This window comes from Nonomuraea purpurea (assembly GCF_042650645.1).
Classification (GTDB): Bacteria; Actinomycetota; Actinomycetes; order Streptosporangiales; family Streptosporangiaceae; genus Nonomuraea; species Nonomuraea purpurea.
Genome location: NZ_JBHSBI010000004.1, coordinates 349,174 through 364,595, shown reverse-complemented (window position 1 = coordinate 364,595; position 15,422 = coordinate 349,174). Strand labels below are relative to the sequence as shown.

General features: G+C 72.4%; 16 protein-coding genes. 14 read left to right on the top strand and 2 right to left on the bottom strand.

From position 1 onward, the window contains the following. Positions 1-46: 46 nt before the first annotated feature. From ACFOY2_RS10575 to ACFOY2_RS10565, 3 genes are all read left to right on the top strand, one after another. On the top strand, positions 47-787 hold the full coding sequence (locus ACFOY2_RS10575) for a LytR/AlgR family response regulator transcription factor (protein WP_379527774.1): 741 nt from the start codon (positions 47-49) through the stop codon (positions 785-787). A 244-nt stretch (positions 788-1,031) separates the two neighbouring features. Further along, entirely contained in the window at positions 1,032-1,331 is a 300-nt protein-coding gene (locus tag ACFOY2_RS10570) for a hypothetical protein (RefSeq protein WP_379527773.1), read from the top strand. A 28-nt stretch (positions 1,332-1,359) separates the two neighbouring features. Beyond that, on the top strand, positions 1,360-2,853 hold the full coding sequence (locus ACFOY2_RS10565; protein WP_379527772.1) for a sodium:solute symporter family transporter: 1,494 nt from the start codon (positions 1,360-1,362) through the stop codon (positions 2,851-2,853). Positions 2,854-3,193: 340 nt separating this feature from the next. Here the strand turns inward: ACFOY2_RS10565 and ACFOY2_RS10560 are convergent, their stop codons facing one another. Further along, positions 3,194-4,033 carry a deoxyribonuclease IV gene (locus tag ACFOY2_RS10560; protein WP_379527771.1) on the bottom strand — a complete coding sequence of 280 codons (840 nt, stop codon included), beginning with the start codon at positions 4,031-4,033 and terminating at the stop codon, positions 3,194-3,196. 142 nt (positions 4,034-4,175) lie between these two features. Between ACFOY2_RS10560 and ACFOY2_RS10555 the strand changes: the two genes are divergently transcribed. The 11 genes from ACFOY2_RS10555 (at position 4,176) to alc (ending at position 13,429) form a co-directional block, all read left to right on the top strand. Then, positions 4,176-5,114 (top strand): NADP-dependent oxidoreductase, encoded by a 939-nt coding sequence (locus tag ACFOY2_RS10555; RefSeq protein WP_379527770.1) that lies wholly within the window; start codon positions 4,176-4,178, stop codon positions 5,112-5,114. 100 nt (positions 5,115-5,214) lie between these two features. Beyond that, on the top strand, positions 5,215-5,718 hold the full coding sequence (gene uraD, locus ACFOY2_RS10550; protein ID WP_379527769.1) for a 2-oxo-4-hydroxy-4-carboxy-5-ureidoimidazoline decarboxylase: 504 nt from the start codon (positions 5,215-5,217) through the stop codon (positions 5,716-5,718). Then, positions 5,715-6,014 (top strand): hydroxyisourate hydrolase, encoded by a 300-nt coding sequence (gene uraH / locus ACFOY2_RS10545; protein WP_379527768.1) that lies wholly within the window; start codon positions 5,715-5,717, stop codon positions 6,012-6,014. Before uraD ends, uraH begins: the two co-directional genes overlap by 4 nt. Beyond that, positions 6,015-6,875: a factor-independent urate hydroxylase gene (pucL, locus tag ACFOY2_RS10540; protein ID WP_379527767.1), complete on the top strand. Its 861-nt coding sequence runs from the start codon at positions 6,015-6,017 to the stop codon at positions 6,873-6,875. An 8-nt stretch (positions 6,876-6,883) separates the two neighbouring features. Then, on the top strand, positions 6,884-7,744 hold the full coding sequence (locus ACFOY2_RS10535; RefSeq protein WP_379527766.1) for an FAD binding domain-containing protein: 861 nt from the start codon (positions 6,884-6,886) through the stop codon (positions 7,742-7,744). Beyond that, entirely contained in the window at positions 7,744-8,217 is a 474-nt protein-coding gene (locus ACFOY2_RS10530) for a (2Fe-2S)-binding protein (protein WP_357805946.1), read from the top strand. The genes ACFOY2_RS10535 and ACFOY2_RS10530 overlap by 1 nt, the downstream gene beginning before the upstream one ends. Next, positions 8,214-9,584 (top strand): 8-oxoguanine deaminase, encoded by a 1,371-nt coding sequence (locus ACFOY2_RS10525; RefSeq protein WP_379527765.1) that lies wholly within the window; start codon positions 8,214-8,216, stop codon positions 9,582-9,584. The genes ACFOY2_RS10530 and ACFOY2_RS10525 overlap by 4 nt, the downstream gene beginning before the upstream one ends. A 73-nt stretch (positions 9,585-9,657) precedes the next feature. Further along, positions 9,658-9,870, top strand: a complete 213-nt coding sequence (locus ACFOY2_RS10520) for an EF-hand domain-containing protein (protein WP_379527764.1) — start codon at positions 9,658-9,660, stop codon at positions 9,868-9,870. 167 nt (positions 9,871-10,037) lie between these two features. Further along, a complete protein-coding gene (locus ACFOY2_RS10515) occupies positions 10,038-11,174 on the top strand; it encodes a glycerate kinase (protein ID WP_379527763.1) in 1,137 nt (378 codons plus the stop codon). Beyond that, complete coding sequence (allB, locus tag ACFOY2_RS10510; RefSeq protein WP_379527762.1) at positions 11,171-12,481, top strand: allantoinase AllB; 1,311 nt, start codon at positions 11,171-11,173, stop codon at positions 12,479-12,481. Before ACFOY2_RS10515 ends, allB begins: the two co-directional genes overlap by 4 nt. Continuing rightward, positions 12,482-13,429 carry an allantoicase gene (gene alc / locus ACFOY2_RS10505; RefSeq protein WP_379527761.1) on the top strand — a complete coding sequence of 316 codons (948 nt, stop codon included), beginning with the start codon at positions 12,482-12,484 and terminating at the stop codon, positions 13,427-13,429. On the opposite strand, the gene pknB is transcribed toward alc, so the two are convergent. After that, complete coding sequence (pknB, locus tag ACFOY2_RS10500; RefSeq protein WP_379527760.1) at positions 13,430-15,352, bottom strand: Stk1 family PASTA domain-containing Ser/Thr kinase; 1,923 nt, start codon at positions 15,350-15,352, stop codon at positions 13,430-13,432. Between the last annotated feature and the right edge of the window lie 70 nt (positions 15,353-15,422).

The following is a 15,422-nucleotide window of genomic DNA, read 5'->3' as shown; positions in this document are numbered from 1 at the left end:
GGCGTGTCGCTTGTGACCTTTGCCTTCATGCGGCAGCGTGGTGAACATGCTGAGAGTCTTGGCCGTCGACGACGAGGTGCCCGCTCTGGAGGAGCTCGCCTACCTGTTGCGCCAGGACGAACGGATCGAACACGTCACCACCGCCGCCGACGGCGTCACGGCCCTGCAGGACATGGTCCAGATGATCGGCGGGGGCGAGCGGCTCGACGGGGTGTTCCTCGACGTCAGGATGCCCGGCCTGGACGGGCTCGACCTGGCCAGGCTGGTCGGCGGCTTCCCCGCCCCGCCCAGGCTGGTGTTCGTGACGGCCCACGAGGAGTGCGCGGTGCAGGCGTTCGAGCTGGAGGCGGTCGACTACCTGCTCAAACCGGTCAGGGCCGAACGCCTGTCGGAGGCCGTACGCCGGCTTGAGGTCGCCACCGCGCCCACCCCCGAGCCGGGACACGACGACGTCATCCCGGTCGAGCTGGGCGGGCGCACCCGGTTCGTGCCGCAGCAGGCCGTCTGGTACGCCGAGGCCAAGGGCGACTACGTGCGGCTGCACACCGTCGACGGCAGCTACCTGGTGCGCATGTCGCTGGCGGCGCTGGAGCGGCGCTGGTCGGCGGCCGGATTCATCAGGATCCACCGCAGCACGCTGGTGGCGGGGCGGCACGTCAGCGAGCTGCGGTTCGAGGGCGGGCGGGTGACGGTCACGGTCGGCACGGAAACCCTGCAGGTCAGCCGCCGGCACAGCAGACAGGTGCGCGAGCAGCTCGTACTCCAGCACAGGGACGTGATCTCTTGACCGAGCTTGTCGAGGTCATCGGTGAGCAGGGGAACATGGGCCCGACGGAGGAGGGTTCATGAGCGAGCTTGTCGAGGTCATCGGTGAGCAGGGGAACATGGGCCCGACGGAGGAGGGTTCATGAGCGAGCTTGTCGAGGTCATCGGTGAGCAGGGGAACATGGGCCCGACGGAGGAGGGTTCATGACCGAGCTTGTCGAGGTCATCAGTGAGCAGGGAATCATGAGGCCGACGGAGGAGGGCTCGTGAGTGCGCACCCGGAGCGCCGGGTGGTGGTCTCTCGCAGCCCGGCCGCGCTCGGGCGGGCCCGCGACCGGTTCGACCCGGACGGGGGCGTGCCCGACGTGCCGGCGATCGTCGGGCGGCAGTCACGGCAGGCGCTGCTGACGGTGGGCGCCGTCGCCGGGCTGCTGGTGGGCGTGCCCGTGGCCGCCGCCTGGGCGCCCGTCCCCTGGGCCTGGGCGGCGCTGTCGCTGGGCGTGCAGGGCGCCTGGGTGGGGCTGGCCGTGCTGCACCTGCGGCGGGCGGAGCGGCTGGAGACATGAGCGCGCCTCGGCCGGGGTGGCCGGCCGGATGAACGTCGCGGTGCTGACCGGGATCGCCTTCGTGCTGGTTCTGGGCGTCATGGTGGGCGCCGCGCGACCACGCCGCTCCAGCGGCGCCTCCGACTTCTACGTCGCGGCCAGGGTCGTGCCCGCCTGGTGGAACGGCGCCGCGATCACCTCGGAGTTCACCTCGGCCGCCGCCTGCCTGGGCGCGGCCGGGCTCATCGCCACCCGTGGCGGGCCGATGGTGTGGTACCCCATGGGGGCCTCCGCCGGGTTCGTCGTCATCCTCGCCCTCGTGGTCGCGCCGTTGCGGCGGGCGGGCACGTACACGCTGCCCGACTTCGCGGAGTGGCGGCTCAGGTCGGCCCGGCTGCGCCGCTTCACCACCTGCTTCGTGCTCGTCATCGGGCTGACGTTCCTGGTGGCGCAGCTTCACGCGGCCGGGGTCGCGGTGCGGCTGCTGACCGGCCTGCCGCCCTGGCTGGGCTGGGCGGCCGTGGCGGGGGCGGCGCTGGCCGTGGCCCTGGCGGGCGGCCTCGGGAGCGTGACCAGCGTGCAGGCCGCGCAGTTCTGGCTGAAGCTGATCGTGTTCCTGGGCGTCGGGGCGGTCTGCTGGTGGACGTCCGGCTCGCGGCCGCTGGCCTGGTTCGAAGGGGTCTACCGGGCCGGGGAGGGCGGGACGGCGGGGGCCGGCGACCCGTCGCTGCCCGGGGTGCTGAGCGTGCTGCTGGCCTGCGCGCTGGGCACCATGGGACTGCCGCACGTGATCGTGCGCCTCTACACCAACAGGGACGGGCGCAGCGCCAGGCGGTCCATCGTGGCGACCCAGGTCATGCTGGCCGTCTTCTGCCTCGTGCCGCCGCTGTACGGGATCCTGGGGCAGGCGCACGTGTCCGGCGCGGCGGCGGACGAGGTCGTGCTGCTGCTGCCCGCCAGGATGCTCCCGGGGACTGCGGGGGAGGCGCTCACCGGGGTGCTGGCCGCCGGAGCGTTCGCGGCCTTCCTGGCCACCACGGGGGGCGTGCTGGTGGCTGTCGGCGGCGCGATGTCGGCCTGCCTGACCAGGGCGGGCGGCGGCTCCTTCCGCCTGGGCGTGGCCGTGGTCCTGCTGGCGGCGCTGGCCCTGACCGCCGGCACCGCGCCGAGGGCGTCGGTGGCGCTCGTCCTGCTCGGCTTCAGCCTTTCAGCCGCGACCTTCTGCCCGCTGCTCGTGCTCGGGATCTGGTGGCGGCGGCTGACGGACGTGGGAGCGGCGGCCGGGTTCGCGCTGGGCGGGGGAGTGACGGCGGCGCTCGTCGCCTGCGAACAGGCGGGCGTGAAAATGGGCGCGCTCACCTCCAACCCCGTGCCCGTCGCCGTGCCCGTCGCCTTCGCCTCGATGGTGGCGACTTCCCTGGTCACACCGGGTCGGATCCCCCGTGGCGTGGGGCGGATGATGGCCAGGATGCACCTGCCCGAGCACCTGTCGAACCCCGGAACCTACCGCTCGTCGCTTCCCGGCAACCACTCGTCGCATTAGCACTCTCCGTATATCGCTGACTACGGACCGTTCGACGAGCTGTACTTGAAGAGGGTTTCTCCCGCAAGATCGCGACCGTAGTGTTTCGGCATCGGAGAGCCACTACCGGCGCATCGGGGGGCGGGCCGCACGGCCCGGAGCAGGTCTGATGCGCCGGCCTCACGGCGACCGCACAGGTCGCCACGGCTGTCGGGCCCTTGACCGGGGGGTAGGGCCCGCCATGCCGACATGTGAAGGGGCGCCCGCTGAGGCCGGCAGAGCCGGCCCCGCGATCCGGCCCTCGGGGGCGGTCGGATCGCGCAGGCGGGCGCCCCTGCCCCTTGTCGTCAGCCCCTTGGCATCAGCCTTCGCGCAGCTTCTTCAGCTGGGTGATGTCCTCGGCGTGCTTGGGGGCCTTGCCCGGCGTCTCGATGCAGATCGGCACACCCGCCACCGCCGGATGCCGCATGAGGTCGGCGAACGGCTGGGCGCCGATGTGGCCGGCCCCGATGTTCTCGTGGCGGTCCTTCTTGGCGCCGCACACGTCTTTTGAGTCGTTGGCGTGGATCAGCTTGAGCCGCCCCGGCGCGATCGCGTGCAGGGCGTCGAAGGTCTCCCGCACCCCGCCCTCGGCCGCGAGGTCGTGACCGGCGGCGAAGGCGTGGCAGGTGTCGAGACAGATCCCTGCCCTCGGATGCCACTCCAGGGCCGCCAGATAGGGCTCAAGGTCCTGGACGGTGGCGCACAACATCGCGCCCTGCCCCGCCATCGGCTCAAGCAGCAGATCGGGCCCGCCGTCGGGGATCTCGTCGAGCAGCGGCAGCAGGTTTTCGCGCACCTGGCGCAGCGCGTCGTCGCGCGACTGCGTCACCGCCGAGCCCGTGTGCACCACGACCCCCTTGGCGCCGATCGCCACGCCGCGCCGCAGCGTGTGGCGGACGATCGCGATGGAGTTGGCCAGCGTCTCGGGGCTGGGCGAGCCGAAGTTGGCCAGATAGGGCACGTGGGCGAACGTCTCCACGCCCGAGGCGGCCAGCTTGGCGTCCTCGTCGGGCTTGCCCTCCGTGAGCGCCCAGCCGCGCGGGTTGGTGACGAACACCTGGATCATCTCGGCGCCGATCTCGGCCATGTACTTGAGGCCGCCCGTCGCCAGGCCGCCCGCCACGGACACGTGTCCGCCGATGAGGGATGTAGGGGTCATGATGGCTCTCAGTTTAGGCGGGGCGGCCGACACTTCCGCCGCGTCCTGCGTTCAAAGCTTGCTTCAAGTCAGGTGGCCCCGCGCCGGGCCGAGGGAAGGCCTACCTCGTCATCGACGCAGCTCACACGAGGGGGACGGGCGGATGCGCGCGATCGCCATTTCCGGCTTCGGGGCCGACCCGGAACTCATCGAGGCGCCCCGGCCTGAGCCGCGCCCGGGGGAGTTGCTGGTGCGGCTGCGCGCGGCCGCCTACAACCCGATCGACAGCAAGATCGCGAGCGGCGCGATGCGCCTGTCGCCCAGCTTCCCCCTGATCATGGGCCAGGACGGGGCCGGGGTTGTGGCGGCCATCGGCCCGGAGGTGACCGGCTTCCGCCCGGGCGAGGAGGTGTACGGCCGCTTCACCCACCCCGATCGCGGCCTGGGGGCCTACGCCGAGTACGGGGTCGTGGCCCAGGACGGCCCCGTGGCCCGCATGCCCAAGGGCATGACCTTCGACCAGGCCGCCGCCGTCCCCACCGCCACCGTGACCGCCCTCGACCTGATCGAGGCCGCCCGCCCGCAGGACGGCCAGACGGTCCTGATCGTCGGCGCGACGGGCGGCGTGGGCCAGTCGGCCGTCCAGCTCGCGGCCCTGCGCGGCGCCCGCGTCATCGCCACCGCCGCCCGCGACGCCGCCGACCTCATGCGTGAACTCGGGGCCGGGGAAATCGTCGAGCGCGCCAAGGGCTCCGTGACCGACCAGGTGCACGCGGCCCACCCCGAGGGCGTCGACGTCGTGCTCGACCTGGTCACCCCGCCGGACGCGATCGACGCCATGGCCGACCTGCTCCGTCCCGGCGGCGTCATCTGCAGCGCCATCCACGCCCTCGACCCGCAGGCGCTGGCGGCGCGCAGCCTGCGCGGCGTGAACGTCGTCAACCACGTCACCCGCCCGATCCTGACGACCCTGGCCGACACCATCGACAGCGGCGCCCTGCGTGTGATCGTCGAGTCGCTGGTCCCCCTGGAGCGGGCGCCCGCCGCCCTGCGCGACCTGACCAGGGGCGGCGCCCGGGGAAAGACCGTCTTCACGATCTGACCCCGTTGGAGCATGACACGAAAATCGTGGGCCGCCCGCCCCCGGAGTTCGGAGTTCTCGCGGATGGACCGGGCACGAAGGACATGTGTGTACTTCTGATATGTCCGAAACATCCAATCTGGCGGCCTTCAACGCCCGCCCGAGACCCGACGCCGAGGCGGAGTTGCTCAGGTGCTGCGCCTCGCGGGCCTTCGCCGCCGGCGTGGCGGCCCTGCGGCCGTTCGCGGAGGTGGAGGGGCTGCTGGACGCTGCCGGCAGGGCCGTGCGGCGGCTGGGGTGGGGTGAGGTGCTGGAGGCGCTCGGCGCGCATCCGCGCATCGGGGAGCGGGCCGGCGGCGGCCGGGAGGCCGCGTGGTCGCGGCAGGAGCAGTCCGGGGTGGAGGACGAGGTCCGCGCGGCGCTCGCCGAGGGCAACCGCGCCTACGAGGAGCGGTTCGGGCACGTGTACCTGGTGTGCGCCAGCGGGCTCAGCGGCACGGAGATGCTGGCCATGCTGCGCGGGCGACTGGGCAACGACGAGGCGGCCGAGCGGAACGTGGTGCGCGGAGAATTGGCCGCGATCACCCGGCTGCGGCTGGTCAAGCTCATGGAGGAGGGGAGATGAGCTTCTCCACGCACGTGCTGGACGCGGTCACCGGACGGCCGGCCGAGGGCCTGCGGGTACGGCTCGAACACGACGGCCGGGTCGTCGCCGAGGGGCGCACCGACGACGACGGCCGCATCAAGGGCTGGACCCCGGGCGCCGGCGTCCACCGCGTCGTCTTCGACACCGGCGCCTACCTGAAGGACACCTTCTACCCCGAGGTCGTCATCACCTTCACCGTGACCGACCCCGGCGGGCACTACCACGTTCCGCTGCTGCTCAGCCCGTACGCCTACTCCACGTACCGAGGGAGCTAGATGACCGTCAAGCTCGGGGCCAACCGTTACGGCAAGGCGGAGACCAGGCTCGTCCGCGTCGTCAAAGACGGCCCGGTGCACCACATCAAGGACGTCAACGTCAGCACCGCGCTGTCCGGCGACATGGAGGCCGCCCACCTGAGCGGAGACAACGCCGCCGTCCTGCCGACCGACTCGCAGAAGAACACCGTGTTCGCCTTCGCCCGCGAGCACGGCGTGGCCGAGATCGAGACGTTCGCCCTCCTGCTGGCCAGGCACTTCGTCGAGACGCGGCCGACCGTCCACCACGCCAGGGTGGAGGTCGAGGAGTACGCGTGGAACCGCCGGGGGCCGCACTCGTTCGTCCGCGACGGCGGCGAGGTGCGCACGTGCGTCGTCCACCACGACAGGGACGGCCGCACCACGGTGGTGTCGGGGCTGAAGGACCTGGTCGTGCTGAACTCGACCGGGTCGGAGTTCCACGGCTACATCGTGGATCCGTACACGACGCTCCAGCCGACCGACGACCGCGTCCTGGCCACCGCCGTCGCGGCCCGCTGGCGGCACACCGGCCAGACCCCCTCCTACGCCAAGTCGTACGAGCAGGTGCGCGGCGCCCTGCTGGAGGCGTTCGCCGGCACGCACAGCCTGTCGCTGCAGCAGACCCTGTACGCCATGGGCGAGCGCGCCCTGACCACCTGCCCCGAGATCTGCGAGGTCAGGCTCACTTTGCCGAACAAGCACCACTTCGCGGTGGACCTGTCGCCGTTCGGCCTGGACAACGACAACGAGGTCTTCCACGCCGCCGACCGCCCCTATGGTCTCATCGAGGGCGGCGTGCTGCGCGAGGACGCGCCCGACGCCGGATTCGCCTGGGAGTGAGCGCGACGATGGATTTCTTGCGGCCCACGACGTGGGAAGAGGCGCTGGCCGCCAAGGCGGACCGGCCCGACGCGGTGCCCATCCAGGGCGGCACCGACGTGATGGTCGAGATCAACTTCGACGTGCGCAGGCCCGCCGCGCTGCTCGACCTCAACAGGGTGGCCGAACTGCACGAGTGGAGCATGGCGGGCCAGGTGTGCCGGGTGGGGGCCGCGGTGCCGTACACGACGGTCATCGAGGAACTGGGCGGGCCGCTGCCGGCGCTCGCCCAGGCCGCGCGGACGGTCGGCTCGCCGCAGATCCGCAACCGCGGATCCGTCGGCGGGAATCTGGGCGCGGCCTCGCCCGCCGGCGACAGCCATCCGCCGCTGCTGGCCGCCGGCGCGGTGGTCGAGGTGGAGTCGCGCGAGCGCGGCGTGCGGATGATCCCCGCCGCCGACTTCTACCTGGGGGTCAAGCGCAGCGCCCTGGAGCCGGACGAGCTGATCAGGGCCGTGCGCGTCCCGCCGGCCACGGGGCCGCAGTACTTCTCCAAGGTCGGCACCCGCAACGCCATGGTGATCGCGGTGTGCTCGTTCGCGATCGCCCTGCATCCGGGGGAGCGGCGGGTCGGCACGGGGATCGGTTCCGCCGCGCCCACGCCGCGCCGGGCCCTTGCGGCCGAGGACCTGCTGGCACGCGAGCTCGACTGGGACGCCCCGCTCGACCCCGCGCTGCTGCGGCGCTTCGGCGAGTTGTGCGCGTCCGCCGCGGCGCCCATCGACGACGTGCGCGGCACCGCCTCCTACCGGGTGCACGCCATCGGCGTGATGGCCCGCCGCACGCTCACCTGGGCGTGGAACGACCACCTGGGAAGGAGGGCCGCCTGATGCGCGTCACGTTCACGGTCAACGGCCGCGAGGAGCGCGCCGACGACGTCTGGGAGGGCGAGAGCCTGCTGTACGTGCTGCGCGAGCGCCTCGGCCTGCCCGGCTCCAAGAACGCCTGCGAGCAGGGGGAATGCGGCTCGTGCACGGTCTACCTCGACGGCGTGCCGGTCTGCGCGTGCCTGGTCGCGGCGGGCCAGGCCGAGGGGCGGCAGATCCGCACCGTCGAGGGGCTGGCCGAGGGCGACCGGCTCGATCCGGTGCAGGAGGCGTTCGTGGAGTGCGGCGCGGTACAGTGCGGCTTCTGCACGCCCGGCCTGCTGGTGCAGGCCCACGACCTGCTCGAACGCGTGGAGCGGCCGTCTGACGCGGAGATCAGGGAGGCGCTGGCGGGCAACCTGTGCCGCTGCACGGGCTACGAGAAGATTCTCGACGCGGTACGGCTGGCCGCGGCCAGGAAGGCGGAGTCGCGTTGAGCACGATCGTGATCCACGACGTTCACGTCGCCCCGGTCGTCGGCCAAGAGATCGAATCCGGATATATCAGGATTGAGAGGGATCGGATCGTCGCGGTGGCCGCCGGTCCCGCGCCCGACGTGCCCGGCGCGGTCCGCATCGACGGTTCCGGCTGCCTGGCCACCCCCGGGCTGGTCAACACCCACCACCACCTGTACCAGTGGGCCTCGCAGGGGCTCGCCCAGGACGCCACGCTGTTCGAATGGCTCGTGGCGCTCTACCCGGTGTGGGCCGCCATGGACGCCGACGTCGTCAAGGGCGCGGCCGGGGCCGGGCTGAGCTGGCTGGCGCTGTCGGGCTGCACCACCTCCAGCGACCACCACTACGTCTTCCCCAAAGGCAGGGGCGACCTGCTCGCCGCCGAGATCGAGGCCGCCCGCGAGGTGGGCATCCGCTTCCACCCCGCGCGCGGCTCCATGGACCGGGGCGCCTCGTCCGGCGGGCTGCCGCCCGACGAGGTGGTCGAGGAGCTGGACGACATCCTGGCCGCCACGGCCGAGGCGATCGACGCCTACCACGACCCGTCCTTCTCCTCGATGGTGCGCGTCGTGGTCGCGCCGTGCTCGCCGTTCTCGGCCAGCGGCGAACTCATGACCCAGGCCGCCGCCCTGGCCAGGGCCAAAGGGGCACGCCTGCACACGCACGTCGCCGAGACCCTCGACGAGGACGAGCACTGCCTGGCCCAGTTCGGGCTGCGGCCCGTCGACTACATGGACAAACTGGGCTGGCTCGGGCCCGACGTGTGGTTCGCGCACGCCGTGCACCTCAGCGACTCCGACATCGGCAAGCTCGCCGCCACCGGCACCGGCTCCGCCCACTGCCCCTCCTCCAACGGGCGGCTCGGCGCGGGCATCGCCAGGGTCTCGGAGATGCTGCGCCGCGGCGCGAACGTCGGCCTCGGTGTGGACGGCAGCGCCTCCTCCGAGCTGACGTCACTGGCCGGGGAGATGCGGCAGGCCCTGCTCTTCCAGCGCGCCCGCTACGGCCCCGAGGCCCTGCCGGCCCGCAGGGCGCTCGAGATCGCCACCCTCGGCGGGGCCCGCAACCTCGGCCGCGAGAACGAACTCGGCTCCCTCGAACCCGGCAAGCTCGCCGACATCGCCCTGTGGCGGATCGACGGCCCCTTCACCTCCGCCGTGGCCGACCCGGTGTGCGCGCTGGTGTTCGGCCCCCCACCGCCCCTGGCCCGGCTGCTGGTCGGCGGGCGCAGCGTGGTCGAGGACGGGGAGCTGAAGACCGTCTCCCAGGACGCCGCCGGCCGCGCGGGCGCCGAGGCCCGTCGCCGGCTGACGAGGCTGGCACGCGAGCGCGGGGCCGGCGTCGTCTAGCGTCGCACCCCAATGAGGTCGTCGTTCCGCAGGGTGGATAATGTCCGGAAACGACCAGGAAGGTGGTTCTCTCGTGTCGGCGGAACTCTCAGACCGGCGGCTGGCGGAGCTCAAGAGCGCCTTCGCCGCGATCGACACCGACGGCGACGGCTACATCAGCGAGATCGAGCTGAAGCGGCACTTCCCCGACCTCCCCGCCGAGGCGCTGGGGGCGATGAGCCAGGAGGCCGACTTCGACCAGGACGGCCGGTACTCGCTGGAGGAGTTCATCCGGGTGCTGTCCTAGCCGCTTCTTCCCGCGACCTCACGAGCGGTCTACCGGCGTGGTTCGCCGGGGCCCCTCAATGTCAGGATGATGAGGCACGCCTTCCTGCCCGCTCGCACCGGGCAGGAAGGCGCGTCAGGACATTGTTCACCATCGTGTGGGAGTTCGTAGTGGTTCAGCATGTTCTGGTGGCCCCTGACAAGTTCAAGGGGTCGCTGACGGCGGCGGAGGTGGCCTCACGGGTGTCGGCGGGGCTCGGGGTGCCGACCGTGGAGCTGCCTGTCGCCGACGGCGGCGACGGCACCGTGGACGCCGCCGTGGCCTGCGGGTTCGGCCGGGTCACGATCGAGGTTACCGGGCCGACGGGCGAGCGCGTCCCGGCCTCCTACGCCTGGCAGGCGGGCACGGCCGTGGTCGAGCTGGCCGAGGCGTCCGGGCTGCGCCGGCTTCCCGGCGGGCACGAGCCGTTGACGGCGACCAGTTTCGGCACCGGCGAGCTGATCGCCGACGCGGTGCGCCGTGGGGCCAAGCGGGTGGTGCTGGGCCTGGGCGGGAGCGCGTGCACCGATGGGGGAGCCGGGATGGCTCAGGCGCTCGGGGCCCGGCTGCTGGACGAGGACGGGAACGAGCTGGTGCGGGGTGGTGCCGCGCTGAAGGCGCTGTCCCGCATTGACATGTCCGGATTTATGGATGTTTCTGGGGTTGAGTTCGTGGTGGCGAGCGACGTCGACAACCCCCTGCTCGGCCCACACGGCGCCGCCGCCGTCTACGGGCCGCAGAAGGGCGCCACGCCCGAGGACGTCAAGGCGCTGGAGTCCGCGCTGTCCCGCCTGGCCGCCGTCGCCACCGCCACCCACGGCCTCATGGGCGCCGTCGAGCACGACGACACCCCCCGGGCGATGGGCGTGGCAGGGGCGCCGGGCGCGGGGGCGGCCGGCGGAGTCGGGTTCGCGGCGCTGGCGTTCCTGCACGCCGAGCTCCGGCCCGGCATCGGCTACCTGCTCGACCTGCTCGGGTTCGGCGAGCACGTGACGGGCGCACGGCTGGTGATCACGGGTGAGGGCTCGCTCGACGAGCAGTCGCTGCGCGGCAAGGCGCCGATCGGCGTGGCCCAGGCGGCGGCCGGGGCGGGCGTCCCGGTGGTGGCCGTCTGCGGTCGCCGCACGCTGGGCGACGCCGAACTGCGGGCCGCCGGCATCAGGGCCGCGTACGCGCTGAGCGACCTGGAGCCCGACCCGGCCCGCTGCATGGCCGAGGCCGGGCCCCTGCTCGAACGCCTGGCCGCCCGGGTGGCCGCGGAGCAGCTCCCCGAGAGCGCGGGATGACCGGATTCGACCTGGTCGTCAGGTCCCGCAGGACGATCACGCCGGAGGGCGAGCGGGCGGCGGCGGTCGCCGTACGGGACGGGAAGATCACGGCCCTGTACGACCACGCCGCGCCCCTCGACGCCGCCGAGGACATCGACCTGCGCGACCTGGCCCTGCTCCCCGGCCTGGTCGACACGCACGTGCACGTCAACGAGCCGGGCCGGACCCACTGGGAGGGGTTCGACTCGGCGACCAGGGCGGCGGCGGCCGGAGGCGTCACGACGATCCTGGACATGCCGCTCAACTCGCTCCCGCCGACCGTGAACGTGGCCGCCTTCGAGACCAAGCTGCGCGCCGCCGAGGGCCAGTGCCACGTGGACGTCGGGTTCTGGGGCGGGGCCGTGCCGGGCAACGTCAAGGACCTGGCGCCGCTGCGGGAGCGGGGCGTGTTCGGGTTCAAGTGCTTCATGTCGCCGTCAGGGGTGGCGGAGTTCCCGCCGCTGGGGCCTGCCGAGCTGCGGCTCGCGCTGGAGGAGGTCGCCGGGTTCGGCGGGGTCGTGGTCGTGCACGCCGAGGACCCGGCGCTGCTCACGGAGCCAGGCGGCCCGACCTACCAGGAGTTTCTGGACTCGCGGCCTGGGGAGTCGGAGCGCAGCGCCGTCGCGGAGGTCGTCCGGCTGGCCGAGGAGACCGGCGCGCGGGTGCACATCCTGCACGTCTCCAGCGCCTCCTGCCTGGAGGTGCTGGAGGCGGCGCGGGCGCGGGGCGTGGCCGTGACGGCCGAGACGTGCCCGCACTACCTGACGCTGACGGCCGAACGGGTGCCCGAGGGGGCCACCTCCTTCAAGTGCTGCCCGCCCATCAGGGGCGCGGCCAACCGCGACCTGCTCTGGGACGGGCTGGCCAGAGGCGTGCTGAGCTGCGTCGTGTCGGACCACTCGCCGGCCACGGCCGATCTCAAGGTGCCCGACTTCGCCGCCGCCTGGGGCGGCATCGCCTCGCTGCAACTCGGCCTGCCGGCGGTCTGGACGGAGGCCGCACGGCGGGGGCACAGCCTGGGGGACGTGGTTCGCTGGATGTCCACAAATCCGGCAACGTTCGCCAATATTTCGGGAAAAGGCGGGATAAAGCCCGGCAATGATGCCGATCTCGTGGCCTTCGACCCCGCTGCCGACAACCCGGTCGACGCCTCCCTCCTCCACCACAAGAACCCCGTCACCCCCTATCACGGTTGCACGCTCAAGGGGACCGTCCTGACCACCTGGCTGCGCGGCCGGCCCGTGGACGGCGTCCCGCACGGACGATTCCTGTTGGGAGAGCAGTAGATGTCCCGCTTCACCGCCCTGCCCGACCTCGCCCTGCGCACCCTCGGCGGCTGCGTCGTGCTGGCCAGCGACGAGTCGTTCGCCGAAAAGGAGAGCCTGATCAGACCGGGACGCCCCGGCTTCCAGGCGGAGACGTTCGGCAACAAGGGGCAGGTGTACGACGGCTGGGAGACCCGCCGCAGACGCTCGCCCGGCCACGACTGGGCGATGGTCCGGCTCGGGATCCCCGGCGTGATCCGCGGCGTGGTCATCGACACGGCCTGGTTCAAGGGCAACTACCCGCCGCGCGCCTCCGTCGAGGCCGCCCACGTGGACGGCCACCCGTCACCGGAGGAGGTGCTGGCCGCCGAGTGGACGGAGATCGTTCCCGCGGCCGAGCTCACAGGCGACGCCGAACACCATTTCGCCGTGACCGACGACGCCCGCTACACCCACGTACGCCTGAACATCTTCCCCGACGGCGGCGTCGCCCGCCTGCGCGTGCACGGACAGGCCCGCCCCGACCTGTCGGTCCACGAAGGGCTCGGCCTCGACCTGGCCGCGCTCGCCAACGGCGCCCTCGTCACCGCCTGCTCCAACGAGTTCTATTCCGCCCCCAACAACGTCATCGCCCCCGGACTGGCCCGCCACCAGGCGGAGGGCTGGGAGACCGCGCGGCGCAGGGACGAGGGCAACGACTGGCTCGTCATCAGGCTGGCGGGCCGAGGGGTGATCGCGCTGGCCGAGATTGACACCACGAACCTGCTGTTCAACGCCCCGGCAGCGGTCGCGCTGACGGGCATCGACGGCACCCGCGAGATCGAACTGCTGCCCAGGACCAGGCTCCAGCCCGACACACCCCACCGTTTCCGGCTGGCGGACACGGAGCCGGTCACGCACGTCCGGGTCGACATCCACCCCGACGGCGGCCTGGCCAGAGTCCGGCTCCACGGGCACCTGACACCCTGATCACTGCCAGAGGAACACCTCGGTGCCGGGCGGGCGCTCGCTGTTGGGCAGCGGGCGCTGGAAGCGCACCACGCCCCCGTTGCCCAGGCGGTGCACCTTCACCTTGAACCCCAGCGCCTCCAAGTCGCGCTTGGCGTCGTTCACGTTCTTGCCGATCACCCCGGGCACCAGGCTGAACTGCTGGTCGTCGCGGGCCTCGTTGTCGCCGCGGAACCAGTTCCAGAAGTCCGTCGCGCAGCGGGCCACCGTGATCATGGTCGGCGTGCCACTGTTCACCTCGGACTTCGCCTTCGGCGACTGGGCGATGACCGTGCACGGCTCGGCGTCGTCGTCCACCTCGTTGACCTGCACGGGGAAGCCCTGCTCGCCCAGGAAGCGGGCGGCCTCGTCCTTCGGCATGCCGGCCACGTCGGGCATGGTCAGCCCGGCGCTGACGTAGATGTTGACCTTCGAGCCTTCCTTCACCTTCTCGCCCACCTGCGGCGAGGTGCGGATGACCTTGTCGCGCTCGACCTGCGGGTTGGCCAGGCGCCTGACCGCGCCCACGGTCAGCCCGGCGCCCGCGATCGCGGCCCGCGCGTCGTCGCCCGTCATGCCCGCCGTCTTGGGCACCACCACGCGCTTGGGGCCGAGCGAGGGCACCAGCGTGATCGTGGTGCCCTTCTCCACCTCGGCCTTGGCGACCGGGTCGGTTGACAGGACGAGGCCCTCGGCGACGTCCTCGTCGTACTGGCCCTCGACCTTCTTGACCATGAGCCCGAGCCCGTCGGCGTTCTGCTCGGCCAGGGCGAGGTTCTTGCCGATCAGGTCGGGGACGGCGACGTACTCGGGCCGGGAGAAGAACCAGCCCGTCAGCCCGACCGCGACCACCATCACGGCCGCCAGGACCACCAGGAACCAGTTGGGCTTGAACCCGTTTCTTCTGGCGGGCACCTCCGCCCTCGGCTGGATCAGCGTGTGGGCGGGCGCGGCCTGCGGCATCGAGGCGCCTTGCGGCACCGAGCCGCCCATGGGCATCGAGGCGGCCCCGCTCGGGTGGGCCCGGGAGTGGCGGCCCGTCGGCGGGTTCGTCGTCCGCGGCAACATGCGATGCGCGTCCACGGCCGCGACCAGCATCGCCGTCGCGTCGGCCGGACGGTCGTCGGGCTCGCGGGCCGTCGCGTGCGCCACCAGCGTGTCGATCAGCGGCGGCACGTCGTGGGCCACCGACGACGGGGCGGGCACGGTGTCGTGGACGTGCCGGTAGGCCACCGCCATCGGCGTCTGCCCGTCATACGGCTGCTGGCCCGTCACCAGCTCGAACAGCATGATCCCGGCCGCGTAGACGTCGCTGCGCACGTCGGCCGCCCCGAGCGTGACCTGCTCGGGCGCCATGTAGCCGATCGTGCCGATCATCACGCCGGTACGCGTCTGGTTCGTCGCCTCGATCGCCCTGGCCAGGCCGAAGTCGACGACCTTGACCCGGCCGTCGTCGGTCATCAGGACGTTCTCGGGCTTCACGTCGCGGTGCACCATCCCGGCCTGATGGGCCGCGCCCAGGGCGGCGAGCACCGGGATCATGAGCTCCAGCGCCTCGCGGGCGGGCAGCCTGCCGCGCTCGCGCAGGATGTCGCGGAGCGTCCTGCCGGGCACGTACTCCATCGACAGGTAGACCACGTCGTTGTCGGTGCCCTGGTCGAAGACGTGCACCACGTTGGGGTGAGAGAGGCTGGCGACCGACTTGGCCTCGCCGATGAACCTCCTGACGAACGCGGGGTCGTCGGCGAGGGAGCGGTGCATGACCTTCAGCGCCACCGTCCGGTCGAGCCGGATGTCCAGCGCGAGGTAGACGGTCGCCATGCCGCCCCCGGCGATACGGCTCTCGATGCGGTAGCGCCCATCGAGGAGCCGCCCGACCAAGGGGTCCGCAGTCGTCCTTTCCACCCGGCTGAGTTTACGGGCGTTTTGCCACTGGCAGGGCCCGACCGCCCGAAACCGATGCTGAGCCGTGCTT